We start from the raw sequence: 24150 nt of genomic DNA on the forward strand, positions 1-24150 counted from the left end.
TCCTTATCTTTCCTCAATCTGCCTGTATTTTCCAATATAGATGTCCGACAGCCCTTCTCCGCCTTCGTCCTCGCGGTTCATCTTTCTGACGATTCCCTCCATGGAATCCGTCTCAAAAAACTCTTCTGCCTCCCGGGGCGATCCGTAGAAGGCCAGATGACCGACATTGTCCTCTTTTCCTTTCGCCAGCACGATAACTTTATCGAAGAGGTCTATGATTCGGTCCGGCGAATGTGTAATCACAAGGATTATCTTATTATTATCCGCTATCTCCCTGAGACACACCATCAGATGCCTCGCCATAATCCCATCCAGTCCGGAGTCCGGCTCATCGAGAAAGAACAGGCTAGGATCCACGATATATTCCACTGCTATGCTCAGACGCTTACGCTGACCGCCCGACAGCTTCCCGACAAGCGAATCTCTCTCCCGCTCCAGCCCCATCAGCGCCAACACTTCTTCCACACGTCCTTTGCGCTCCGCGGATGTGACACGCTCTGGGAGCTTGATTTCAGCAGCATTCTCCAGCGTCTCTATTACAGAATCTTCCAGCCGGAGCCAGTCCTGCTGAGGTACAAATCCGATATCATACTTCATCCTGTTATAATTCTTGTATACATCCACACCGTCTTTTATGATAGTGCCCCGGGCTTTCTCATACCCCATGACCGCATTGACGAAAGTCGTCTTGCCTGCGCCTGACCCTCCAAGCACAAGCACCATCTCACCCGGTTCTACAGTGAGGTCGATATCCTTAAGCAGAAGCTGCCTGCGGAACATCTTCCACACGCTTCTCTCTTCAATATGTATCGTAAGCCTGTTGCCTGATGCTTCATGATGGTTATATTCCAGCCTGCCGCTTCTGTACAGGAACAGCGTCTTTCCAATCCGCACCACGTCCAGCTGATTGAGGCCCTGCCTTTCCTTTATGAGCTGTCCGTTGACATATATGCCATACTTCGTATTGTGTTCCGTTACCGTCCATCGGTGGCCGTCGTGTTTCAGAAGGGCGAACCTTTTTGGGAGTTCTCCGCCCTCTGCAGACTGTTCTTCCTGAATCTCCTCTCCTCCGGTCTCTTCCCTGCAGCTCAGAAAGAAGCTGGCATCTTTGTCTTCCAGTTCCAGTGCCTTCCATTCGCACTTATCCTCTACCCTGCCTCTGAAAATGATTACCACCGCCCGGTCGTCCCCCGTGCCAAACTGGGGATTGTCAATCTTCAGGACATCCCCGTCTGAAAGCTTCACATGATGATTGCCTTCCGTATATCTGGAGCCAATCTTCCCGCCATTGTAATATGTGCCATATTCGGACCCTAAGTCCCGGTACGTATATCCGCACTCCTCTTTGATAAGCTTTCCGTGCATTTTTGCGGCAAACGGGCAGTCGACCTGTACCTCAACGGGACTTCCTTTCTTCCTGCGCCCGATGAATACGGTCTCCGAGACAGGTATCTGCTCGACCTCCTCCTGTCCGCAGCAGATAATCAGCTTTGCAGCATATGCCATACCTCATTCCTCTCTTTCGTATGTTGCTACTTCCGATGACATGATGGTAGGGTCAAAAGATGAAATGCATGGCCTTCTGACCCTGGTATCAAGATATTATACTACAAAATCCCGAACTACCGGTAATTTCTACCATTTCGGGCAATTTATTACTGTTTGCCGTTATATTTCCATAAGATCCCCCTGGCAATATCGTGGAGGCGGTCGCGCAGCTCCACTGGTTCCAGCAGCTCCGCCTTATTACCAAAGCTTAGAATCCAGCTGAATATATTCTCCTCATCGGCAAAGTCAAACTGGAACAGCAGACTTTTGTCCTCCTGTTCCTCAAAGCTGTCCGCTCCATATTCTTCGATAAGCCTCCATCTCATTTCAGGAGCAAATACAGCTTTCACCGGTATGTGCCTGTCATATGCCGAATCTGCAGGCAGTTCATAGGGCTCTGCCTCCCGCCGGGCAAACTGCTCCGGGAGCACTTCCAGCTCCAGCATGCGGTTCAGCTTGAACAGACGGTAATCGTTCCGGTCCGGACAATATCCACGGACATACCAGGATGCCCATTGGAACACGAGCAGGCAAGGCTCGATCTTCCTGACACTCTCCCCCTTGGGCGCATAGTAGCGGAACGCGATATATCTCTGGTTTTCTATCGCGTCCTGTATCTGCTCAATCTTCGGTGCCAGTGTCGATTTGTAGTAAGAGGACAGGTCTATGAGTATATGGCTGTTGGACGCAAGTGTAGTGCTCCTTACATCCAGCTTATCCATCAGCTGTCTGTATCTGCTTGTCCCGGCCACGCTGTCCAGGCTCTTCAGCCCTGTCAGTATGGCCTGCATCTCTGAGGAGGTCAGAAGCGTCTTCTCCAGCTTGTAACCTTCCATGATGGATATGCCGCCTCCGCTTCCCTGCGTGGTGACAAGCGGTATTCCAGCCTTGCACAGATCCTCGATGTCCCTGTTGATCGTTCTTCTGGACACTTCGAACTTTTCCGCCAGATATGGGGCCGTCACCTTTTCCTGCTGCAGCAGCACGGATAAGATTCCTATCAGCCTGTCTATTTTCATAATATGCAGCCGCCTTTCTTTTATTATCTTCCACCCGGGCGGTTTCCTGCCTTACAGATGGAATACCATTGTCGCAATCTTGAAGAAGATGATGATGGAGCATGTATCCACTATCGTCGTGATGAGCGGTGCTGCCATAATCGCCGGATCCAGCCTGAGCTGTTTTGCGAAGATCGGCAGCATGCAGCCCACCATCTTCGCCACCATTATCGTGCCGATAAGAGAGATGCCTATCACTGCCGCCAGCCCCAGATCTCGGTGCATGACATAGATTCGGATGCCGTTGGCGGCGGCCAGCACTGTCCCCACTACGAGAGATACCCTGAATTCCTTCCAGACGACGGTAAACAGGTCCTTAAAGTGCAGCTCGTCTACAGCCAGGCCCCTGATGACGAGCGTGGAGCTCTGTGAACCGCAGTTGCCGCCTGTATCGGTAAGCATCGGGATAAATGATACGAGGAGCGGAACGGCAGCGATTGCCGCTTCATACCGGGTGATGATGGTGCCTGTTATAGTAGCTGAGAACATCAGGAATAACAGCCAGCCGATGCGGTTCCTGGCATGCCGGAACACACCTGTCTTTAGATAAGAGTCGTCATTTGCCGTCATGGCTGCCATCTTGTGCATATCTTCTGTCGTCTCGTCCGTAAGGACTCCGATGGCGTCATCAAACGTCACGATCCCGACAAGCCGTTCCTCAAGGTCCAGAACCGGTATCGCTATGAGACCATACTTGCGGAACAGCTTCGCGGCATCCTCCTGATCGTCGGTTGTCCGTACGGAGATAAAGTTATCCTGCATCAGATCCGCGATTTGGACTGTCTCTGCATTCGTCATGAGTGCTTTGGCCGTCACGATTCCGACAAGCTTCTTGCGCTCTACCACATAGCATGTGTATACTGTCTCGCTCTCGATTCCGACCCGGCGGATCTTGGCAAGCGCCTGGCCGACTGTCATCTCAGGAGACAGCTCCACATACTCTACCGTCATGATGCTTCCTGCACTGTCCTCCGGATACTTCAGCAGCCGGTTGATATCGGCCCGTGTCTCCCCGCTTACATGTTCCAGAAGCTTCGTCACTACGTTGGCCGGCATATCTTCCAGGAAATCTACCGCATCGTCCGTGTACATGGTATCCAGAATATAGGATATCTCCTGGCTCGTGAAGCCTTCCAGCAGTGTCTGCCTCTGATCATCCTCCATATAGGAGAATACTTCAGCGGCCTTCTCCTTGTCTATCATGCGGAATATGGCCGCCAGCTCGGAATCATCCAGCTCCATCAGAAGTTCTGCCAGATCGACCGGGTTATACGCTTCCAGCATGTTGTGAATCTCTTTATACTTCTTTGCATACAGCAGTTCTTTCAACGTGTTTCTTATCATCTTGCGCCTCCTTGTCCCGGACAGAAAAATGCTGCCCGCCCTGGTACCGGACAGACAGCACAATATAAAGCCTTGCTCTATTATAAATCTATACGAACAAAAGACGTACTTTCTTCAAAAGAACGATTCAAAAAGGGCAGACTCCACGTGCATGCCATATCCGATTGTCATCATCAAGTTGCAACTTCGTCCCGAATGACCATCCATGTAGGTTCGCCTCCCTTTCTTTTATAATTCTTTCGTGACTTTAATCAGCATAGCTTACTTGCCTTTAAAAGTCAAGTCAGCTTCCGCTGTTTCTTATCCGGATCAGTGGCGTGACCGATACGGCGCCCGATATATCTATGTTCCTTGTCGTTGCCGGATACGTCAGATGAAAGGACAGCCGTGCCTCCGAGACAGCCGCTTCATTTGTCGTAAAGCTGCCGGACGCGGAAGCATTCCGCTCTGTCCCTGTCGGAGCAAAGAAGGAATACAGCCCTCTTAAGCTCCCGTTGATCCTTGGAACTATCTGCATATATCCCTGCGGTTCCGGTGTTGCCAGAAATATATAGTCCACAAGATAGAGCCAGCCCGGTTCGAGCATGATATCCGAGTCCCCCTCAAGGCGAATCCCCTGTCCCACATTAAAAAGCTGGATAAGCGGCAGGCTGCTCCCAGATGCAGGACTGCCGGTCACACCGAACTGCGCAAAAAAATCCGGCCTCTCTTCCGGTGCCGGATCCGGTCCCGGTGGACAGGCCGGCGGTTTATTACCATGGCAGCATCTTAACTTCATTTTCTACACTTCCTTATAATCCTTTAATATAAGGTATAAGAAGCGGCCTGCTTTTGTTACTTTTCTCTCTTTAAATTATAGAAGAACATGAGAACCGCCATGGCACAGATAATCAGATAGCCAAGCCAGCTTAAGATGTCCGGTATCTGTCCGAAGATGAAAAACCCGAGCAGAGCGGAGAATATAATCTGTGAATAGTCGTACACCGATATCTCCCGCGCCGGTGCATGGCTGTACGCCGCGGTAATACCGAACTGACCGCCCGCGGCCGCAAGGCCTGCGAGCAGAAGCATCAGTACCTGCAGCCATCCCATCGGATGGAAGTCGAATATGAGGAACGGCAGCGTCACCAGGCAGGAAAACGCCGAGAAGAAGCATACGATGAGCGGCCCCTTCTCTCCCCTTAGGCTCAGCTTCCGCACGAACGTATATGCCGCTCCTGCCCCAAGGCCTCCTGCCAGGCCAATCAGGGACGGCAGAAGGTCCATATTGGAAAACGTCGGCCTGATGACGAACAGGCTGCCCGCAAATGCTCCAGCCACAAGAAGCGCCTGTAGTACCGTTACCCTCTCCTTCAGGATGAAGAAGCTGAAGATGACGACAAAAAACGGGGACATCTTATTGAGCATCGACGCATCGGCCAGGACAAGATGGTCTACCGCGTAAAAGTTGCAGAGTATGCCAAGCGTACCGAACAGCGCGCGAAGCAGCAGCAGCTTTAAGTTCCCCTCTTTGCATTTCAGCGGAATAGCCTCCCGCCTTATTAGTATAAAGGCGAAGAAAAATGCCACCAGGTTGCGGAAGAAGCTCTTCTGAACAGAAGGCAGGTCTCCGGAGAGCCGCACGAACATGTTCATGAGCGCAAAGCAGAACGCCGATAGTACAATATACAAGATCCCTTTATATCTGTTATTTACACTCATCTGTTACATTACCACCTTTACATGCTCAAGTCGAACAGGGACAGCTGGTTGGATTCCGGAATATCTCCGAACAGCCCCATGTCCGCCATATAATCGATGACTGTCTTGCTGGCCTTCGTGCGCTGCCTGAAATCATCCCTGGAGAGGTACGGGCCGTCCTTCGCGGCCTCTTCCACTGCCTCCGCCGCCTTGTCTCCCATGCCGTCTATGCTGGAAAGAGGCGGCATAAGCTTTCCGTCGATGATCTGGAACTTGGATGCCTTCGCCCTGTAGATGTCAAGCGGCATGAACTCATAGCCTCTCGCGTACATCTCCTGGACAATCCTCATATCCTTCATCGTATCCTGTTCCTTCTTGCTGAGGGAATCAGAACGGCGTTTATAATCATTGATATAATAGTTCAGCTTTTCCTTTCCCTGGCACATCAGTTCATAGGAGAACGCATCTGCCCGGATTCCAAAATATGCGCCGTAATATGCAAGCGGATAATTGATCTTGCAGTAGGCGATGCGGTATGCCATCATGACATACGCCGCAGCATGGGCTTTCGGAAACATGTACTTGATCTGTTTGCACGACCAGATATACCAGTCCGGTACGTCCGCCTCTTTCATCGCTTTTTCAAATTCCGGCGTAAGCCCTTTTCCTTTCCTGACCTTTTCCATGATGGTAAAAGAAAGTTCACTGTCCATCCCTTTGTTGATCAGATACGTCATGATGTCGTCACGGGTACAGATGGCGGTAGAGATGGTCGCCTTGCCGCTCTTGATCAGTTCCTGGGCGTTGTTGAGCCACACGTCCGTCCCGTGGGACAGGCCGGATATGCGGATCAGGTCCGACAGCGTCTGCGGCTTCGTGTCCACGACCATCTGTACGACAAATTCCGTACCGAATTCCGGGATGCCGAGGCACCCCACCGGACATCCTCCGATGTCGTCAGGCTTGATTCCAAGCGCCGACGTATCGTGGAACAGTGACATGACGCCTTTGTCGTCCAGCGGAATCTTCGTCGCATCAAAACGGTTGTCCGTCTCGTCGTATTCATTCTCCATCGCCGGGGAGCTTATGAACTCCTCCAGCGTCTTGATCATGGTCGGATCATCATGGCCCAGGATATCGAGCTTCAGCAGGTTGTGATCGATGGAATGGTAATCAAAGTGTGTGGTGACAATATCTGTCGTCATATCATTCGCAGGGTGCTGTACCGGTGTAAAAGAATTGATATCCTCGCCGAGCGGAAGTACGATGATGCCTCCTGGATGCTGCCCGGTACTCCTTCGGATACCGGTGCAGCCCTGTACGATTCTGTCAATCTCGCAGTTACGCTTTCTCTGTTCCCGCTCTTCAAAATAATTCTTAACGTAGCCAAAGGCCGTCTTATCTGCAAGCGTACCAATAGTGCCCGCGCGGAACGTCTGCCCGTCTCCGAATATGACTTCTGTATATTTGTGCGCGTTGCTCTGATAATCCCCGGAAAAGTTCAAGTCGATATCTGGTTCCTTATTGCCCTTGAAACCGAGGAACGTCTCAAATGGGATATCAAAGCCGTCCTTTATGAGCTTCTCCCCGCATACAGGACACATCTTATCCGGCATATCCCAGCCGCACCCTCCTGCATATGCCCTTACTTCTTCAGAATCAAAATCGCTGTAATGGCAGCTCTTGCAGTAGTAGTGAGGGCTGAGCGGATTGACTTCCGTTATGCCCGCCATCGTCGCGACAAAGGAAGATCCTACCGAACCACGTGACCCTACCAGATAGCCATCCTCATTGGACTTCCATACAAGCTTCTGGGCTATGATATACATCACGGCAAAGCCATTGGATATGATTGAGTTCAGCTCCCGCTCCAGCCGTTCCGTAACGACCTCGGGAAGCTCATCCCCATACATGGAACGTGCCTTGTTGTAACAGATATCCCGCAGCATCTGGTCGGAATCCGGAATGACAGGGGGGCACTTGTCGGGGCGGACAGGAGATATCTTCTCCACAGAATCTGCAATCTTATTCGGATTGTCAATCACGACCTCCCTGGCTTTTGCCGAGCCGAGGTATTCGAATTCCGCCAGCATCTCGTCCGTCGTGCGCAGATACAGCGGAGCCTGCTCGTCGGCATCCGTAAAGCCTTTGCCCGCCATGATGATCCTCCGGTACACCTCATCCTCCGGATCCATGAAATGAACGTCACACGTCGCCACCACGGGCTTGCCGAACTTCTCTCCCAGCTTGACGATCGTCCGGTTCATATTCTTTATATCTTCCTCCGACCGAATCTTCGAGATTCTCTCGCTGGCAATCATAAATTTATTATTGCCGAGCGGCTGTATCTCCAGATAGTCATAGAAGTTCACGATACGGGCAATCCGCTCCTGGCTCTTATCGTCCAGAAGCGCCTGGTAGAGCTCTCCTGCCTCGCAGGCGCTGCCTACGATAAGCCCCTCCCTGTATCTGGACAGTTCGCTCTTGGGTATCCTTGGCTGCCGTCCGAAATAATCAAGGTGGGACTTGGATATGAGGGTATACAGATTCACTCTGCCAATCTCATTCTTAGCCAGTATGATGACATGGAACGACGGAAGCTTTTTTATCGCGTTGGCATTCGAAGAGCCGAACTGGTTCAGCTTCCCAAGCGTATGGATATCCCTCTCTTTCAGCATATCAACGAACCGGACGAATATCTCCGCCGTGGCTCCTGCATCGTCCACGGCCCGGTGATGGTTCTCAAGCGAGATATTCAGCGCCTTGGCAACGACGTTCAGCTTGAATTTGGACAGCGTGGGCAGCAATATCCTGGCCATAGCTACCGTGTCTACCGATGTAAAGTCCGGTATCCTATCCATATACCGGCAGTTCTGATCTATAAATCCCACATCAAATCCTGCGTTGTGCGCTACGAGGGCCGCATCCCCGACAAATTCCAGGAACTCCGGCAGCGCCGTCTCAATCGTAGGAGCATCCATGACCATCTGGTCCGTGATACTCGTAAGCTGTGTGATACGGAACGGAATCGGCACCTTCGGATTGACAAAAGTGCTGAACTTATCGGTAATCCTGCCTCCCTCTACCTTCACTGCACCAATTTCGATAATCTTATCTTTGATGGAACTGAATCCGGTCGTCTCAAGGTCAAATACCACGAACGTGTCATCAAGCGTCTGCCCCTTTTCATTCACCGCGACATCGGTCAGGTCGTCCACGAGATATCCTTCCACTCCGTATATGACCTTAAACGGGTCCTCTTTGTCCAGCGTCTCAATATAATGGTTTGCGTCCGGGAATGCCTGCACCACCCCGTGGTCGGTGATGGCAATCGCTTTATGGCCCCAGTCATGCGCCCTTTTTACGAGATCCTTCACTTCCGTCACTCCATCCATATCGCTCATCTTGGAATGACAGTGAAGCTCCACCCTCTTCTCCGGCGCGGTGTCCTTTCTTGACTCTGTAAAGTCCGCAATCTTCTTGATACCTGTGACAGAGCCTATCGTCAGCTCCCCGTCAAACTTGTCAATCGTAGTGACTCCCTTTATCTTCAGAAACGCACCCTTCTTGATATCTGCCAGTATATCCGGCAGCTGTTCGTTTCTCACAAACATCTTCACGGTAATCGTATCCGAGAAGTCTGTGACGGCGTACATGACAATCGTCTTTTCATTTCGAATCTCTCTCGTATCAAAGCTGATGACCTTGCCGCGGATGGTAATCTCCCCCATCTCTCCTACGACCTGTTCAAGCTCGATCGTCTCATCATCGAAATTCCTTCCCCAGATAAGGCTCGGGTCGTCGGACGGCTTCTTATAGCTTCCAAAGGAGTACTTGTCCCTCTTCTCCTGTCTGCCGGCCTTGGAAGCAGCCTCCTTCTTTTCATTGGCCTCCTTTTTCTGTTCTGCTTTCTCCTGGTGCACGGCAGCCGTATGTTCAAGGATTGCTTCCACTTCCTGGCGAATCTTCGCCTCATTGTATTTCAGCTTGCTGTCTTTCGCCTCTTCGTAGACGACACGCACCTCCACTTTAAGTCCGAACCGCTCTCCGAACACGTACTCCAGGTATGAGATCAGCGATTCCTTCTTTCCTTTGGCGACAATCGTATCCGTTAGTTCCAGACAGAGTATATTACCGTCTTCAAAAGAATATCTGGCGCTCTGCAGCATGCTGCGCTCTACGACGCTTCTCTCATTCAGTTCCAGAATCATGCTGTCCACATATTCGTTCATCAGGTTCTCTGGCGTGTACTGCCCGGACAGTTCATAGCGCTCGATTAGCTCCGTCCTGATTCTGCTGCGTCCGAACAGCTGGTTCTTCAACATCTTCTCCATCTCATAGATCCGTCTTTTCTGGAGCAGATGGCGGCTCAGTATATGCACTTTGATAAACTCCCGGTCCGAGTTGGTCGTCACTTTGAGGACATCCACCCCGGAAAACAGCATCTTCATGTCTTCATCCGTCTTCAATGTAGGAAATACTTCAAAAAATGACTTACTCATCCCAATGCAACAACTCCTGTCTCAACGTCTCCAATAATTCTTCTTCCTTCACTTTTCGCACGACCTCGCCCTTTTTGATAAGCAGTCCTTCACCGATTCCTCCGGCGATTCCGATATCCGCTTCCCTCGCTTCTCCGGGCCCGTTTACGACGCATCCCATGACGGCCACCTTGATATCTAGCGGGATATCCGCCACCATATGTTCCACCTTGTTGGCCAGCCCGATCAGATCAATCTTTGTCCTGCCGCACGTGGGACAGGATACGACCTCTATGCCGCCTTTCCTCAGGCCGAGCGTCTTCAAGATCAACCTGGCTGATTTAATCTCTTCTATCGGAGAACCTGTCAGGGATACCCGTATCGTATCCCCGATACCCTGATTCAGGATGATTCCAAGACCGACGGAAGACTTTATGTTGCCGGACAGCAGCGTTCCTGATTCTGTGATACCGACATGCAGCGGATATGGGCATTGATCTGCTATGAGTTCATGCGCTTTAACGCACATCATGACGTCTGATGATTTGATGCTCACCACAATATCGTCATACCCCATCCGCTCAATCATATGCACTTTGTCCATGGCACTTTCCACAAGTCCTTCCGGGGTAACCCCGCCATACTTATCAAGCAGATGCTTCTCAAGGGATCCGCTGTTGACACCGACACGGATGGGGACATGGTACTCTTTCGCCTTGTCCGTCACTGCCCTTACCCGGTCCTGCCCTCCTATATTGCCCGGATTGATACGTATTTTGTCCGCTCCGTTTTCAATCGCCCCTATCGCAAGACGGTAATCAAAATGAATATCAGCTACGAGCGGTATATGTATGTGCCTTTTGATATCCCCAAGCGCACAAGCCGCCTCCATCGTAGGCACGGCACAGCGTACAATCTCACAGCCCGCGCTCTCAAGCTGCAGAATCTGCTCCACCGTGGCACCGACATCTTCTGTTCTCGTATTGGTCATAGACTGTATGGCTACCGGACTGCCGCCTCCTATGAGCACATGTCCAATCTGTATTTTTTTCGTCTCTTCTCTCCTCATAGCACACCTCCCGCAAAATAAAACCCCTCTATCCTTCACCTTTCTTTCCCGGCGTCAATAGAGGGATATCTGATTCTATTATTTTTTCGTAAATAACATCTGTTCGCCATATTCCCGTTCCGTCAGTGTCAGGGTATCTCCGTCCACGCTGTAGCCAAACGTAGTAGTCACCGAACTGAGCGCATTGTCAAGCGTCTCCTCTGTGAGCATCCCGTCAGAACGTTCTACTGCCTTCTCCACCTCGGACTCATTCATCTTAATCGTGACGGTCTTTTCATCCTTATCAATAACATAATCCATCTTGATGTCTGCGTCATAATCTTCGGCAAGGGCCGGGACATTCACGGTCAGGGAATTATTTCCTTTGATGGACAGGACATAGTTCCCGTCCTCGTCCTCCCATGTGCCTTCCAGCGGATTTGTCGTGAACAGCTTTGTCAGAAGGAATATTGCTATCAATACGATCAGCACCGAACTGACCAGTGTCACTACCGTCCAAATCTTACTTCTTTTCGCCTCATCATTTTTTGCAATTATCATCTATCATAATCCTCTCGGTTCATTAATTTATGCTTTATCTAAATTATAGGTTGTTTCACTTCTCATGTCAACGTAATCCATTTATGTTCCGCATCGGAACTTAACCGCAACATTTTGTTGATATTCAGCACATATCCTCTACTTTCCGGGAACACTTGCTAAAATAAAGCTCATAATGCAGAGGAGGTAGCGGTATGTCATTTGATAAAAGGTTGAAAGCCCTGCGTGTGAAAAATGAGATGACACAGGAGTACGTTGCCCGCCGGCTCAACGTGGCGCGCTCTACCATCGCCGGATACGAGACAAAGAACAGGCAGCCTTCACACGAAAAGCTGACTGCGCTTGCCAGCCTCTTTCACGTGTCCATCGATTATCTGCTGGAAGGTGAAGAATCCATCACCCTGACACCGTCGCAGTCCGTACCGGAACCTGTCACAGAACGGAACTTCCTGGAACGATACCGCGGCCTTTCCCCGGAGTCCAAAAGAGACGTATTAAAATGTATCCATCTGCTGGAACTGCGTGACTCAGAACAGGCGGATTCCTGAGATATCCCTGCCTTTATTGTTTTACAAATCTGCGGTAAATATACCCGTTCGCTTCCTTCTCCCTGCTGTCATCCAGAGGTGCCAGCTCTGTGGCGCCGTACCGGCGCTCGAGCGCTTTTAGTATGAGCCAGTCGCAGACTTGCGGATTCTTCGGCAGCAGGGGGCCGTGGAGATACGTACCAATCACATTCTTATATACGACTCCTTCGTACCCGCTCTCTCCATCATTTCCCGCACCGTACAGTACCTTGCCAAATGGCGTGTTGTCATTGATAAATGTCCTGCCGCCATGATTTTCAAAGCCGACGACAGGCATCTCACATACGCTGCTCTCCAGCACGATATTGTCAATCAGCCTTCCTTCTCCTTGTTCCGTATATATGTCCACAAGGCCGAGCCCTTCGATTGGCCCTTCGTCTGTCTTATAATACTTGCCGAGCAGCTGGTAGCCGCCGCATACAGCTATCACTACCCCATTATCTTCTACATATTCTTTGAACCGTTCCCGGATGGCCAGCAGATTTTTGCACACGATCCTCTGTTCCCGGTCGGAGCCGCCGCCGAGCAGGACGATATCAAGATCCTGAAAGTCAATCTCATCCCCCGTATTAAATTCAACCGTCTGTGCTTCGATTCCCCTCCATGCACACCGCTTCATCATACAGGCGATATTGCCGCGGTCGCCGTACAGATTCAGAAGGTCCGGATAGAGATGCCCGATAGTCAGTTTCATGTCTTTCTTATCCATCACTTCTCCTCCTTAAGCCTCTTCAGCACATTTCTTGTACTGAAAAGCGCAGTATAATTAACAAGTACGTACAGATTGCCGCATCCATTGTCCAGTCTCTCACGTATGGCCTTTTCTACATCGGCCTGTATCGTATTAGGAATATCCGTATATTTCAGGCGCAGCCCCATGTCATGGCAGCGGATGCCGCTGACGGTTACGGAATTGACGTCATCTTCCTTAAACCGGTCAAAGTCTACGTCCCAGAGCCAGGACACGTCTGTACCGTCCTGGGCATTGTCATTGATTACGATAATAATATCTTTTCGGGATGCATCCTGCATAACTGCGGAGATGTTCTGGTTGAATCCCGCCGGATTCTTGGCAAGGTTCAGGATGGCGTTGGTACCGCCTATCTGGAACTTCTCCATCCTGCCGTTCTCCGGATTGAACTTCTCAAGCATCTCATTGAAATGTTCCAGTTCAAGCCCGGCCGTCCTGCCCGCCGCATAAGCCGCCAGCATATTATATACATTATAGAATCCTTTATAGTCTGCCGCAATCCTCCTGCCCTCAACCGTAAAGGCGAGCCGGTCCCCCACTTCAATTTCGGACGCGTCAAACCGTATGCCGGGCCGTTTGAAATCGCATCCGGTACATGCGTAGTCGCCGAGCTGGCTGTAATGGTAGAATCTGTACGCGAGGGGCGCGCCGCACTTCTTGCAGAAGCGGCCTTCCCGTATCTCCTGTGAACCGCTGTCCTCCACCACCTGTTCGCTGATTCCGTATGTGATGTACGGGCTGCCGCTCTCCATGGCAAGGTATGCGGACAGGGCGTCATCCCCGTTCACAATCACCTTCATCTCAGGAGCAGAGCCCATCACTTCCTTTAATATGTTCATTGTGATATCAATCTCCCCGTAACGGTCCAGCTGGTCACGGAACAGATTGGTCAGCACCATATAATCAGGCTTGAAATGTGGAAATACTTTTCTTGTAGATGCCTCGTCCACCTCGATGCAGGCATAATCTGCATCCAGGCGGCCGCCGTTTCCTGCCCCAAGCGCAAATGCGGCTACAACGCCGTTAAGCATATTAGAGCCTGTATGGTTGCATATCACTTTATTCCCTTCTGCCTCCAGTGCCGCGCAGAGCATATTGTTCGTCGTCGTCTTTCCGTTCGTGCCACACACGATAAAGACACCTTTCCTCACCTGTCCTGACAGCTCTTTCAGGACAGACGGGCATATTCTGAGCGCAATCTTCCCGGCCCACGTCACACCTTGCCTGTGGAAGATATGAACACTTGCTTTTTCTGTAATTTTTGCCGCCCAGACGGCCATCATTCGTCGTAATCCCATAATATTTCCTTCGCAATTTTACTTGTGTATCAATGCCTCGATATCTGCGGGCTCCGGCATGGAACGGATAGCGCCCTTCTTCATCGTGATAAGGGCGGCTCCTGCATTGGCATATGTAAGAATATTGCCGAGCTGGCTCTCCGTCAGCATATCCAGGCCATAATCCAGTATTCCCCCGATACTTAGGCCGCAGAACGTATCTCCGGCCCCCGTCGTCTCTATCGCCTTGACGCTGAATCCCTTGCGTTCCACGCGGGTGCCTTTATAGTATGCCCTGCTTCCGTCTTTTCCCATCGTGAGGAAGATAATAGGAATCTTATATTTTTCCTTCAGATATAATATCCCTTCGTCATAATCTTCTTTTCCTGATACGAACTGAATCTCATTGTCTGATATCTTCAATATGTCACAATACTGGAACCCAAATTCCATAGCTTCCTTCGCATCATCAAGAGAATCCCAGAGCGGCGGGCGCAGATTCGGATCAAACGATATGAGGCATCCTGCTTCTTTGGCTACATCAAGCGCTTTCTTCGTCGCGCTCCTCACCGGTTCGTCTGTCATGGAAAGCGTCCCAAAATGAAATACCTTTGATTGGCGGATCAGGTCATAATCCACTTCCTCTTCCGTCAGCATCATATCCGCCCCTGGCTTCCTGTAAAAGGAGAACTCCCGGTCCCCGTCAGGAAATGTATGTACGAAGGCCAGCGTCGTGTGAATCTGTTCATCCAGGATAAGCCCTTTGGTCTCTATCCCAAGTCCTTCAATCGTATCCTTCAAGAGACGTCCAAACTGGTCCTGTCCCACTTTTCCGATAAAGGCAGTCTTTTTACCCGTCTTGTTCAGCATAGCCAGTACATTGCACGGCGCTCCGCCCGGACATGCCTCAAACATATTATTCCCCTGGCTGCTCTGTCCATTCAGCGTAAAATCAATCAGCATCTCGCCAAGTGCCGTCACATCATATATCTTATCCATAAACACTGCTCCTTATTTCCGATATTTTGTTTCAGCCCTGCGGGCTATCGTGTACCAGATAATTCTATCATAACCGGAACCGATTTTCCACAGGTAACTTGGATCTATTTGCGCCCACACATTGCAGGAATTATTTCCATATGTTAAAATGCGCCTTGGAGGAGACGTTTATGCCCTATGTATCATTTTATCTTATATGTGTAAATATTGTATCATTCGTGCTCTTCGGATTGGACAAGTCAAGAGCAGTCCGGCGGCAGTGGCGCATTCCGGAGAAAACGCTGCTGCTTACCGCTCTTATCGGAGGCAGCCTCGGCGCAGAAGCGGGCATGCTCTGTTTTCGTCACAAAACAAAGCACGCCCGCTTCCGTGTCGGCATTCCTGCCGTCATTATCATACAGCTTCTTATTGGTATAGGCCTTTCACTGTCGGATATATCTTTCTGAACCGGCTGTACTTCTCTTCGTACTTCGCAACCAGATCCGGCTCAGGTTCCACCGTGTCTACCACTTTTACAATCTTATGCGCGATCGTCTCTACATCCGGGTACTCCCCGCATCCGACCGCCGCCAGCATGGCACCGCCGAGGGCCGGCCCTTCCTCGCTCTCTATCACATCCACCTTCATATTCATGACATTGGCTATGATCTTCTTCCAGAGAGGGCTCTTTGCACCCCCGCCGCATATCTTCGTACGCTCTATGTTGACGCCGAGGCTTCTCGCCACTTCAAGCGAATCGCGAAGCCCGAATGCCACTCCTTCGAGCACCGCCTGGGTCATATCTTCTCTCGTCGTGTCCATAGACATGCCGATGAACATCGCTCTTGCTTTCGGATCATTGTGAGGGGAACGCTCTCCCATCAGATAAGGCAGATAGAAGACGTTGTTCTCGCCGAGCGCACGAATTCCTTCCTGCTCCGCGGCGTAATCTTTTGTCTTCAGTATATCTTCTGCCCACCACTTATTACAGGAGGCCGCACTCAGCATACATCCCATGAGATGGTAGTTCCCATCCGCGTGAGCGAAGGAATGCAGCGCGTTATGTTCATCCACGCCGAACTTCCTGCTTGATATGAATATCGTCCCGGAAGTGCCAAGAGAGATGTTGCACATGCCGTCCCCAACGGTTCCAGTCCCGACTGCCGCAGCCGCGTTGTCTCCCGCCCCGGCTGTCACCTTGACTTCAGCGGGCAGTCCAAGCTCTTCCGCCACTTCCTTCCGCAAGGTGCCGACAACCTCATAGCTCTCATAGAGCTTTGGAAGCTGCTCTTCACTTATCCCGCACACGGCAAGCATCTCATCCGACCAGCGGCGGTTCTTCACGTCCATGAGCAGCATGCCCGACGCGTCCGACACATCGGTACAGAAAGAGCCGGAAAGCTTGTATGCCAGATAATCTTTCGGCAGCATGATCTTGGCAATCTTCTCAAAGTTCTCCGGCTCATGCTTCTTCATCCAGAGAATCTTAGGAGCGGTAAAGCCGGCAAACGCGATGTTAGCCGTATACTCCGACAGCTTGTCTTTACCGATGACCTCGTTCAGGTAGTCTGTCTCTTCCCCTGTTCTGCCATCATTCCAGAGGATGGCGGGACGGATGACAGCATCGCTGTCATCCAGTGCCACCAGGCCGTGCATCTGCCCGCCGAAGCTGATGCCCGCCACCTCTCCTCTGTCAAACCCTTCCGTCAGCTCTTTTATCCCTTCTACCGATTTTTCAAACCAGTCTTCCGGATGCTGCTCGGACCAGCCCGGATGAGGAAAAAACAGTGGGTACTCTTTGGATACGATATTCTTGATATTTCCTTCTTCATCCATCAGCAGAAGCTTTACTGCCGATGTTCCCAAATCAATTCCTATGTATAACATGACGCTACCTCCATGGATTTTCTGTAGGATATCTCACTCCGGCCGGCTGGTTATAGCCAATCTCCTCAACCGGCACGCCGATATATTTGAACACTTCAAAGAGTGCCTTCCCGTAATGGCCGAATGCCACGGCCCCGTGATGCGGATAGCCTCCCTCGATCAGTACGTGGCGGTAGAATCGGCCCATTTCCGGGATGGCAAAGACGCCAACTCCGCCAAATGACCTTGTGGCCACCGGCAGCACCTCGCCGTGCGCGATATAGGCCCGAAGTATATTGTCGGCCGTGCTCTGCAGGCGGTAGAACGTAATCTCTCCGGGTATGATGTCCCCTTCCAGCGTCCCCTGCGTCACTTCTTCCGGAAGAGTCCTTGCCATAATCATCTGGTACTTCATCTCACAGAAGGACAGCTTGCCGGCAGCCGTATTGCCGCAGTGGAAGCCCATGAACGTATCCTGGAGGCTGTAGTCATACTTCCCTTTTATCTCCTGCTCGTACATATCCTTCGGCACCGTATTATTGATATCCAGAAGCGTCACTGTATCGCCACTCACCACCGTACCTATGAACTCGCTCAGGGCGCCGTAGATGTCCACTTCGCAAGATACCGGGATGCCCTGGGCCGTCAGGCGGCTGTTGACATAACATGGGACGAAACCGAACTGTGTCTGGAATGCGGGCCAGCACTTTCCTGCGATGGCGACGTATTTCCGGTATCCCCGGTGCTCTTCCACCCAGTCTTTCAGCGTGAGCTCATATTGCGCCAGCTTGTTCAGAATCTCCGGCTTCTTATTGCCTGAGCCAAGTTCCTCTTCCATCTCCTTTGCGACGGCAGGTATCCTCTCATCCCCGGCATGTCTGTGAAATGCCTCGAACAGGTCAAGCTCTGAATTCTCCTCAATCTCCACACCCATATTGTAGAGCTGTTTGATCGGCGCATTGCAGGCCAGAAAATTCAGTGGACGGGGTCCGAAGCTGATGATCTTCAGACTGCTCAATCCGACAAGCGCCTTTGCTATCGGAACGAACTCGTGAATCATATCCGCACAGTCGGATGCATCTCCCACCGGATATTCCGGGATATATGCCTGTACATTTCTAAGCTTCAGGTTATAGCTGGCATTCAGCATGCCGCAGTAGGCATCCCCTCTTCCCTGCACGAGATTATCTCCTGTCTCTTCTGCAGCAGCGATAAACATCTTCGGTCCCTCAAAGTGCCGGGCGAGCAGCGTCTCCGATATCTCAGGTCCAAAATTGCCGAGATATACGACCAGGGCATTGCAGCCTGCATGTTTTACATCTTCCAGCGCCTGTACCATATGAATCTCACTCTCCACGATACAGACCGGACATTCGTATATGCCTTCCTCTCCGTACTTATCCGTATAGGCTTTCATCAGATTCTGCCTTCTCGTCACCGACAGGCTTTCCGGAAAACAGTCGCGGCTTACGGCCACGACCCCGATTTTTACTTCTGGCATGTTGTTCATCTTTCTTAATCCTCCTTGTTGGTAAATTGTTGTCTATACAGTAATATTGATTCCTTTCAGACCGCAGAAAGCACCTTCTATCTCTGCTTCCCTGTGGGCGATGAGCCATTTGTTCCGCGCGGCCAGAAGCTTGCCTTCCCCCTCCTTGGATACGAGGAAGTCCAGCTCCGTATTCGTACCTTTCGGCAGTATCACGACACACCGGAACCCGCTGCCGGTCGCCGTGCACGGTGCATAATGCAGCGTAGTCGCATATACTTCTATCACGGTACCCGCGGGTACAAAAAATGCTTCTGCCTTTGAAGTGTCATACGTGTAGTCAACCTCCAGGTCCTGCTGCCTGCCGAGCAGAAGTATCATATCCGTAACCGCAATGTTAATCTCTGACGACCGATGGTATTCCAGCGCATTGAGCGCGTGGTTGCTGCCGTTGCAGTATCCTACCTGTATGGGAAGCCCTCCGTATGCCATATCCCGGAAGCATTCTGCTGCCGGTAGCGCCTCCAGCTCTTCCACAGACGGGACATAGATTACACCGTCCGCTGGAAGCGGCGTATGTTCCATCTCCTTTCGCAGCCTGCATACGTCATATTCCGTCATCACACGCCCATAAGATTTAAAAGATTCATCGTTCACATTTTGTATTTCCATATCGCGCCCCTCCGAAAACGGTATTGTTATATAATGAATTATAACAACTTTTGCATGTTGCTACGACCAAATATTTGGCTAGTTTATGGTCTTTTTTTGCCTTTTTCCGCATGCACGCCTATATCCACTTTTTCGTGCGGGAGCAGCACACATTCCCTATGTAAAAACAAAACGAGCTGGCATGTTACTGCCAGCATCGGTGGTCCACTTAGTGCGGTAAATCAAACCTTATATTCTTTTCGGAATTCGCTCGGGAGCATCCCGTACTTCTTCTGGAAGACTTTTGAGAACGCCTTGCTGTTCGGAAAGCCGTTCTGTATGGCAATCTCCCCGATTGCCTGCTCCGTATTGACAAGGTCTTTGTAGGCATGTTCCAGCCTCAGATTGTCCAGATATGTCTTGTAGTTCATACGGGCATATTTCTGGAACATTCTGGAGAGGTATGTCGGAGAATAGCCAAACGTCTGAGACAGGCTGTCAAGAGACAGGTCCCTGGCGTAATTATCTTTCATATATGCGGTTATTGTGGAGAGCTTGTTCAGCTTCCTGTTGTGCTTGACCATCTCGCCGTCCACATCTGTCTCTCTGTACTTCGTTACCATGAGGTAGATGAGCATGTAGAACTGGCTCTGCACTTTCAATTCATAGCCGCATTTCTTTTTCGCATATGTCCCGTACATATCACCGATGAGCTTCATGACTTCCTCGTCCTGCAGCCTTGAACTGTGGGAAAAATAGATGAACCGTTCCTCTGTATAATACTTCTCAAAGGTGGCAAGTGGAATCTGGAGCACAATCGTCATATTCTTCTTCGGCGAGTGTATGGAGTGTATCTCATTAGAATTTACGAGCATAAATTCTCCCGGCTTCAGGGAATACCTCAGCTCATTGACATAGAATTCCAGCTCCCCCTCAAAAAGCGCGAAAATCTCTATGGAACGGTGCCAGTGCTTCTCACGCATGTAGTTGCCGTTCCTTCCTTCAAATACAAACATCTTAAACGGGATATCATCATTTGGCATGATGATTTCATGAGAATACTCCATAATCTCCTCCTATCCTAGCAGACTTACACCTCCGAGCAGCACATAGCTGATAAACCACATAATGACGGTAGCTACGCATATTCCCAATATGATTGCCGGAAATGCCTTTTTGAACTTCACGCCTAGCAGCGAAGCGATGAGGGCACCCGTCCACGCCCCGGTTCCCGGAAGCGGAATCCCGACGAACAGCACGAGCCCCCAGAATTCATATTTCTCAATCTTATCGCTTTTGCTCATCGCTTTTGCCTCCAGCTTATCCACCATCGGCTTGAACTTCTTCGTCCCCTTCATCCAGTTGAATATCGGGGTGATCAGCCAGAGGATGAACGGCACCGGTATGATATTTCCGATAATACAGAGCGGTATTGCAGTGGCAACCGGAACCCCGAGCAGAGGACCTGCCACAAGAAGGGCCCCTCTCAGCTCCAGGATCGGTATCATGGAGATGATAAATACAATTGCTTCTTTTCCCATGCTGCCGCCTAACGCATCGATAATATTCTGTACTAATGTTTCTGTCATATCGTTCTCCCTTATCTATTCATATATTGTCTGAAAAATGCAAACAGCGCTTCCATCTCTTCCCTTGTGCCTACGCTGATTCTCATATACTGCTCTATCCGCGCGCTCCCCCAGTAACGAACATAGATGCCATTGGCTTTCAGCTCCTCGAACAGCTTCCTGGCATCATATTCCGGATGCCTGGCAAAGATGAAGTTGGCACTGGAATCCAGGAAACAAAAGCCAAGCTTAGCAAGCTCCTGCTTCGCCCATTCTCTCGTCTCCACGATCCTGCGGATTCCTTCTTCAAAATATGCCCTGTCCTTCACAGCCTCCACGCCGCAGACGAGGGATGTCTCGTTCATGGTGTAGGAGTTGAAGGAGTATTTGGCATCGTTGAGATACTTGATGAGCAGCGGGCTGCCGATGGCATATCCGATACGCATGCCGGCCATGGACCGCGCCTTAGAGAAGGTCTGCACCACGAGGAGATTGTCATACTTGTCAATCAGTTCCAGCGCAGACCTGCCTGCAAAATCAATATACGCCTCATCCACGATGACAACTGCATCTTTATTGTGCGTGATGATATCCTCCACAGCATCCAGTTCCTCATAAAGGGCCGTAGGTGCATTTGGGTTCGGGAAGATGACGCCCCCGTTCTCTTTATAATAGTCTTCCTTTACGATGCGGAAATCACCATCCAGCTTCTGGCACTCATATGGAATCCTGTACAGTTCTGCCCACACCTTATAAAAGGAATACGTGATGTCCGGAAACAGGACGGGCTTATCAGAATTGAAAAACGTCAGGAAGCACATGGCCAGGACATCATCGGATCCGACCCCGACGAAGACCTGGTCCTTCCCTACTTCATAATAATCTGCCAGTGCCCCAACCAGCATGTCTGCCGCCGGATCCGGATAAAGGCGCAGCCGGTCCGTGTCCATCTCCCGCAGCGCTTTCGTGACGCTGGGTGACGGAGGGTATGGATTCTCATTCGTATTCAGCTTGATTACCTTGTGCCGCGGCTGCTCTCCAGGAACATAGGGTTCTACTTTACGGATATTCTGTTCGAATGCTTTCATATGTATTCATCCTCTTTATCATCAGGCAAAATATTCTGCCGCCAGCTCCCTGAACTTAGGCAGCGAGTTTACTATCGTCTCGTGAGACACGCAGTATGCCAGCCTCACATATCCCGGGCAGGCAAACGAACTGCCCGGCACGATGAGTATATTATACTTCTTCGCCGCTGCACAGAACGCCTTCTCATCCTCCACCGGCGACTTTACGAACAGATAGAATGCCCCTTCCGGCTTGATGCATTCAAATCCACATTCCTTCAACCCGTTGTACAGCGTCTCCCTGTTCCTGTCGTAGAAAGAGATATCCGTCTTCTCCCCGAGGCATTTTGCCACTACCTTCTGCTGCAGTGTGGGGGCGTTGACAAATCCGAGTATGCGGGTGGCCACATTGGCCGCCGCCTGCACTTCTTCACTGTCCCTCACCTCATCCGGTATGACGAGGTATCCGATTCTCTCCCCGGGCAGGGATAATGACTTGCTGTATGAGTAGCCGACAATCGTATTGTTATAATATTTCGTAAGATATGGCACTTCCGCTCCGTCATATACAAGCTCACGGTATGGCTCATCTGATATGAGATAGATATCTGTGCCATATTCCATCTGCTTTGCCTCCATGATGGCCGCCAGCTTTTTAATCGTGTCCTCGGAGTATACGACACCGGTAGGATTATTCGGCGTATTTACGATTACCGCTTTCGTCTTACGTGTAATCTTCTGTTCAAATTCATCCAGCTTCGGCTGGAAGTCTTCCGTATTGGGCGATACTTCAACCATAATCCCGTCATAGTTATTCGTATAGGAACGGTATTCCCCAAAATACGGTGCAAATGCAATCACTTCGTCTCCCGGGTTGAGCAGAGTCTTCAGGATGACATTCAATCCTCCCGCAGCACCTACCGTCATCACGATATTCTTCTCTGTAACATGAGTCTTGAACCTTTCATTCAGCGATGCGGCAACTGCGGCACGTACATCCGCATATCCGCTGTTGCTGTTCGTATATCCGTGCAGGGCGACCGGGTCATCTTCGTCGAGCAGCTCCTTGATTGCCGTCTTCACCGCCTCCGGTGCCGGCACGTTCGGATTGCCCAGGCTGAAATCATAGACATTTTCCGCTCCGTAGATACCTGCCAAACGGTTGCCTTCTTCAAACATCGCGCGGATTGCCGAACTGTTTGCCACCATATTTTTCATCTTCTCTGCTATCATAATGCTCCTTCTCCTTTACCTGTCTTTTTCAGTCACGAATCCTTTTTCCACCATAAATACCGGACGGTAAGATAATTTCGCCTTCCTGAGTCCCTCGGAACCGGTATCTTCTTCTCTGTTCACATACTTATAATCCTTACATGCATGCTCGACGAACTGCTGGTTTATCATCGGATAGGCTCCCTGGATATCTGCAAAAGCCTTCTCGATATGCACGACAAAGGTGTCGGAACAGACCGGTTCGCCGATGGTGAACGCGATGATGTTCCCGTCTACCCTGAGCAGCCCTCCGGTGAGCTCCAGCTCCTCGAACAGACGGAGGGAGTTCAATGTGACACACATCTCAGAGTTCTTGTCCGGGTCATCTTCACATCCATTCTGGTTCCTCCACTTCAGCGCCATCTGGAAACATTCTTCCACGTTATCCCGGGTTATCGGCTCATAGCTCCACCGGTCCCCGTACATGTTTTTAAACTTGTTGATATGGTTGCGCTTTCCGTGCAGCTTCTTGCCCGAGAGCGTCGCAAGCTTCTCAGATTCATAGACGTAGTCCGCATCTGCCTCGCTGTACTCTATCTGGAAGCGGTCCGGATACCATTCTGCTAGCTGTGCAAAATTATCCGGCGTCACGTTATAGAGCGAGAACATAGCTCCACGTTCCCGGCTGTACTCCATGAGCACTTCCAGCGCTTTCTTCACATCCTCAGGCTCTCCGGCCGGATAGGCGAACGACAGGCCGCCTTCCCGTTCGCTCTTAAACACAAGCGCATTCTCCACGACCGCAAATTCCACTCCGTAGTGCTTCGCCCACAGATATACATTTACAAAAGTCCGTTCGCAGCTGCGGCTCGTGTGATGGTTGAAGTAATGGGATATCAGTTCCTTATCCTCAAGCTGCGGACGTTTAAAGTTGATTTCTATCATAATTTCCCTTCTTTTCTTCTGTCTGCCATTTCATATTTT

The 24150-nt window shown here is 50.7% G+C and carries 21 protein-coding genes; 2 read left to right on the plus strand and 19 right to left on the minus strand.

The window, feature by feature from the left end:
• Positions 1–3 precede the first annotated feature (3 nt).
• From HJV72_RS10665 to HJV72_RS10700, 8 genes are all read right to left on the minus strand, one after another.
• Positions 4–1506 (minus strand): ATP-binding cassette domain-containing protein, encoded by a 1503-nt coding sequence (locus HJV72_RS10665; RefSeq protein ID WP_208070876.1) that lies wholly within the window; start codon positions 1504–1506, stop codon positions 4–6.
• Between the two features lie 149 nt (positions 1507–1655).
• Positions 1656–2567 carry a helix-turn-helix transcriptional regulator gene (locus HJV72_RS10670; RefSeq protein ID WP_208070878.1) on the minus strand — a complete coding sequence of 304 codons (912 nt, stop codon included), beginning with the start codon at positions 2565–2567 and terminating at the stop codon, positions 1656–1658.
• Positions 2568–2618: 51 nt separating this feature from the next.
• Positions 2619–3950 (minus strand): magnesium transporter, encoded by a 1332-nt coding sequence (gene mgtE, locus HJV72_RS10675; RefSeq protein ID WP_208070880.1) that lies wholly within the window; start codon positions 3948–3950, stop codon positions 2619–2621.
• Positions 3951–4233: 283 nt separating this feature from the next.
• Positions 4234–4728 carry a hypothetical protein gene (locus HJV72_RS10680; RefSeq protein ID WP_243765611.1) on the minus strand — a complete coding sequence of 165 codons (495 nt, stop codon included), beginning with the start codon at positions 4726–4728 and terminating at the stop codon, positions 4234–4236.
• Positions 4729–4784: 56 nt separating this feature from the next.
• Positions 4785–5651 (minus strand): DMT family transporter, encoded by an 867-nt coding sequence (locus HJV72_RS10685; RefSeq protein ID WP_208070882.1) that lies wholly within the window; start codon positions 5649–5651, stop codon positions 4785–4787.
• A gap of 17 nt (positions 5652–5668) precedes the next feature.
• Positions 5669–10132: a PolC-type DNA polymerase III gene (locus HJV72_RS10690; RefSeq protein ID WP_208070884.1), complete on the minus strand. Its 4464-nt coding sequence runs from the start codon at positions 10130–10132 to the stop codon at positions 5669–5671.
• Positions 10125–11180, minus strand: coding sequence for a flavodoxin-dependent (E)-4-hydroxy-3-methylbut-2-enyl-diphosphate synthase (gene ispG / locus HJV72_RS10695; protein WP_208070886.1), 1056 nt, complete (start codon positions 11178–11180; stop codon positions 10125–10127). The genes HJV72_RS10690 and ispG overlap by 8 nt, the downstream gene beginning before the upstream one ends.
• A 78-nt stretch (positions 11181–11258) precedes the next feature.
• Positions 11259–11720, minus strand: a complete 462-nt coding sequence (locus HJV72_RS10700) for a hypothetical protein (protein WP_208070888.1) — start codon at positions 11718–11720, stop codon at positions 11259–11261.
• Between the two features lie 194 nt (positions 11721–11914).
• On the opposite strand from HJV72_RS10700, the gene HJV72_RS10705 reads away from it, so the two are divergent.
• Positions 11915–12268: a helix-turn-helix transcriptional regulator gene (locus HJV72_RS10705; protein WP_208070890.1), complete on the plus strand. Its 354-nt coding sequence runs from the start codon at positions 11915–11917 to the stop codon at positions 12266–12268.
• A gap of 13 nt (positions 12269–12281) precedes the next feature.
• Here HJV72_RS10705 and HJV72_RS10710 read toward each other — a convergent pair whose 3' ends face one another.
• Genes HJV72_RS10710 through HJV72_RS10720 form a run of 3 tightly spaced genes read right to left on the minus strand, consistent with a single transcriptional unit; the run spans position 12282 to position 15334 of the window.
• Positions 12282–13001, minus strand: a complete 720-nt coding sequence (locus tag HJV72_RS10710) for a type 1 glutamine amidotransferase (protein WP_208070979.1) — start codon at positions 12999–13001, stop codon at positions 12282–12284.
• 14 nt (positions 13002–13015) lie between these two features.
• Entirely contained in the window at positions 13016–14356 is a 1341-nt protein-coding gene (locus HJV72_RS10715; RefSeq protein ID WP_208070892.1) for a Mur ligase family protein, read from the minus strand.
• A gap of 18 nt (positions 14357–14374) precedes the next feature.
• On the minus strand, positions 14375–15334 hold the full coding sequence (locus tag HJV72_RS10720; protein WP_208070894.1) for a carbohydrate kinase family protein: 960 nt from the start codon (positions 15332–15334) through the stop codon (positions 14375–14377).
• A 170-nt stretch (positions 15335–15504) separates the two neighbouring features.
• Between HJV72_RS10720 and HJV72_RS10725 the strand changes: the two genes are divergently transcribed.
• Positions 15505–15780 carry a DUF1294 domain-containing protein gene (locus HJV72_RS10725; RefSeq protein ID WP_208070896.1) on the plus strand — a complete coding sequence of 92 codons (276 nt, stop codon included), beginning with the start codon at positions 15505–15507 and terminating at the stop codon, positions 15778–15780.
• On the opposite strand, the gene xylB is transcribed toward HJV72_RS10725, so the two are convergent.
• From xylB to HJV72_RS10765, 8 genes are all read right to left on the minus strand, one after another.
• Positions 15740–17200, minus strand: coding sequence for a xylulokinase (gene xylB, locus HJV72_RS10730; protein WP_208070898.1), 1461 nt, complete (start codon positions 17198–17200; stop codon positions 15740–15742). The two genes, HJV72_RS10725 and xylB, sit on opposite strands and share 41 nt — an antisense overlap.
• Positions 17201–17204: 4 nt before the next feature.
• Positions 17205–18689 carry an L-fucose/L-arabinose isomerase family protein gene (locus tag HJV72_RS10735; protein ID WP_208070900.1) on the minus strand — a complete coding sequence of 495 codons (1485 nt, stop codon included), beginning with the start codon at positions 18687–18689 and terminating at the stop codon, positions 17205–17207.
• A gap of 33 nt (positions 18690–18722) precedes the next feature.
• Positions 18723–19340 (minus strand): DUF4867 family protein, encoded by a 618-nt coding sequence (locus HJV72_RS10740; protein WP_208070902.1) that lies wholly within the window; start codon positions 19338–19340, stop codon positions 18723–18725.
• 221 nt (positions 19341–19561) lie between these two features.
• Positions 19562–20386, minus strand: coding sequence for an AraC family transcriptional regulator (locus HJV72_RS10745; protein WP_208070904.1), 825 nt, complete (start codon positions 20384–20386; stop codon positions 19562–19564).
• Positions 20387–20395: 9 nt separating this feature from the next.
• Entirely contained in the window at positions 20396–20908 is a 513-nt protein-coding gene (locus tag HJV72_RS10750; protein WP_066574150.1) for a COG2426 family protein, read from the minus strand.
• A gap of 11 nt (positions 20909–20919) precedes the next feature.
• Positions 20920–21975, minus strand: coding sequence for a histidinol-phosphate transaminase (gene hisC / locus HJV72_RS10755; RefSeq protein ID WP_208070906.1), 1056 nt, complete (start codon positions 21973–21975; stop codon positions 20920–20922).
• A gap of 21 nt (positions 21976–21996) precedes the next feature.
• Entirely contained in the window at positions 21997–23187 is a 1191-nt protein-coding gene (locus HJV72_RS10760) for a pyridoxal phosphate-dependent aminotransferase (protein ID WP_208070908.1), read from the minus strand.
• 15 nt (positions 23188–23202) lie between these two features.
• Positions 23203–24111 (minus strand): DUF2156 domain-containing protein, encoded by a 909-nt coding sequence (locus HJV72_RS10765; RefSeq protein WP_208070910.1) that lies wholly within the window; start codon positions 24109–24111, stop codon positions 23203–23205.
• Between the last annotated feature and the right edge of the window lie 39 nt (positions 24112–24150).

It is taken from the genome of Extibacter sp. GGCC_0201, assembly GCF_017566055.1.
Lineage (GTDB): Bacteria > Bacillota > Clostridia > Lachnospirales > Lachnospiraceae > Extibacter.

Coding starts and splice junctions, on each gene's coding strand:
- ispG (WP_208070886.1), bottom strand. CDS start 11,180: ATGAGGAGAGAAGAGACGAAAAAAATACAGATTGGACATGTGCTCATA.
- HJV72_RS10740 (WP_208070902.1), bottom strand. CDS start 19,340: ATGGAAATACAAAATGTGAACGATGAATCTTTTAAATCTTATGGGCGT.
- HJV72_RS10705 (WP_208070890.1), top strand. CDS start 11,915: ATGTCATTTGATAAAAGGTTGAAAGCCCTGCGTGTGAAAAATGAGATG.
- HJV72_RS10745 (WP_208070904.1), bottom strand. CDS start 20,386: ATGGAGTATTCTCATGAAATCATCATGCCAAATGATGATATCCCGTTT.
- HJV72_RS10760 (WP_208070908.1), bottom strand. CDS start 23,187: ATGATAGCAGAGAAGATGAAAAATATGGTGGCAAACAGTTCGGCAATC.
- HJV72_RS10735 (WP_208070900.1), bottom strand. CDS start 18,689: ATGAACAACATGCCAGAAGTAAAAATCGGGGTCGTGGCCGTAAGCCGC.
- HJV72_RS10700 (WP_208070888.1), bottom strand. CDS start 11,720: ATGATAATTGCAAAAAATGATGAGGCGAAAAGAAGTAAGATTTGGACG.
- HJV72_RS10725 (WP_208070896.1), top strand. CDS start 15,505: ATGCCCTATGTATCATTTTATCTTATATGTGTAAATATTGTATCATTC.
- mgtE (WP_208070880.1), bottom strand. CDS start 3,950: ATGATAAGAAACACGTTGAAAGAACTGCTGTATGCAAAGAAGTATAAA.
- HJV72_RS10665 (WP_208070876.1), bottom strand. CDS start 1,506: ATGGCATATGCTGCAAAGCTGATTATCTGCTGCGGACAGGAGGAGGTC.
- HJV72_RS10690 (WP_208070884.1), bottom strand. CDS start 10,132: ATGAGTAAGTCATTTTTTGAAGTATTTCCTACATTGAAGACGGATGAA.
- xylB (WP_208070898.1), bottom strand. CDS start 17,200: ATGTTATACATAGGAATTGATTTGGGAACATCGGCAGTAAAGCTTCTG.
- hisC (WP_208070906.1), bottom strand. CDS start 21,975: ATGAAAGCATTCGAACAGAATATCCGTAAAGTAGAACCCTATGTTCCT.
- HJV72_RS10670 (WP_208070878.1), bottom strand. CDS start 2,567: ATGAAAATAGACAGGCTGATAGGAATCTTATCCGTGCTGCTGCAGCAG.
- HJV72_RS10680 (WP_243765611.1), bottom strand. CDS start 4,728: ATGAAGTTAAGATGCTGCCATGGTAATAAACCGCCGGCCTGTCCACCG.
- HJV72_RS10715 (WP_208070892.1), bottom strand. CDS start 14,356: ATGGGATTACGACGAATGATGGCCGTCTGGGCGGCAAAAATTACAGAA.
- HJV72_RS10750 (WP_066574150.1), bottom strand. CDS start 20,908: ATGACAGAAACATTAGTACAGAATATTATCGATGCGTTAGGCGGCAGC.
- HJV72_RS10765 (WP_208070910.1), bottom strand. CDS start 24,111: ATGATAGAAATCAACTTTAAACGTCCGCAGCTTGAGGATAAGGAACTG.
- HJV72_RS10710 (WP_208070979.1), bottom strand. CDS start 13,001: ATGAAACTGACTATCGGGCATCTCTATCCGGACCTTCTGAATCTGTAC.
- HJV72_RS10685 (WP_208070882.1), bottom strand. CDS start 5,651: ATGAGTGTAAATAACAGATATAAAGGGATCTTGTATATTGTACTATCG.
- HJV72_RS10720 (WP_208070894.1), bottom strand. CDS start 15,334: ATGGATAAGATATATGATGTGACGGCACTTGGCGAGATGCTGATTGAT.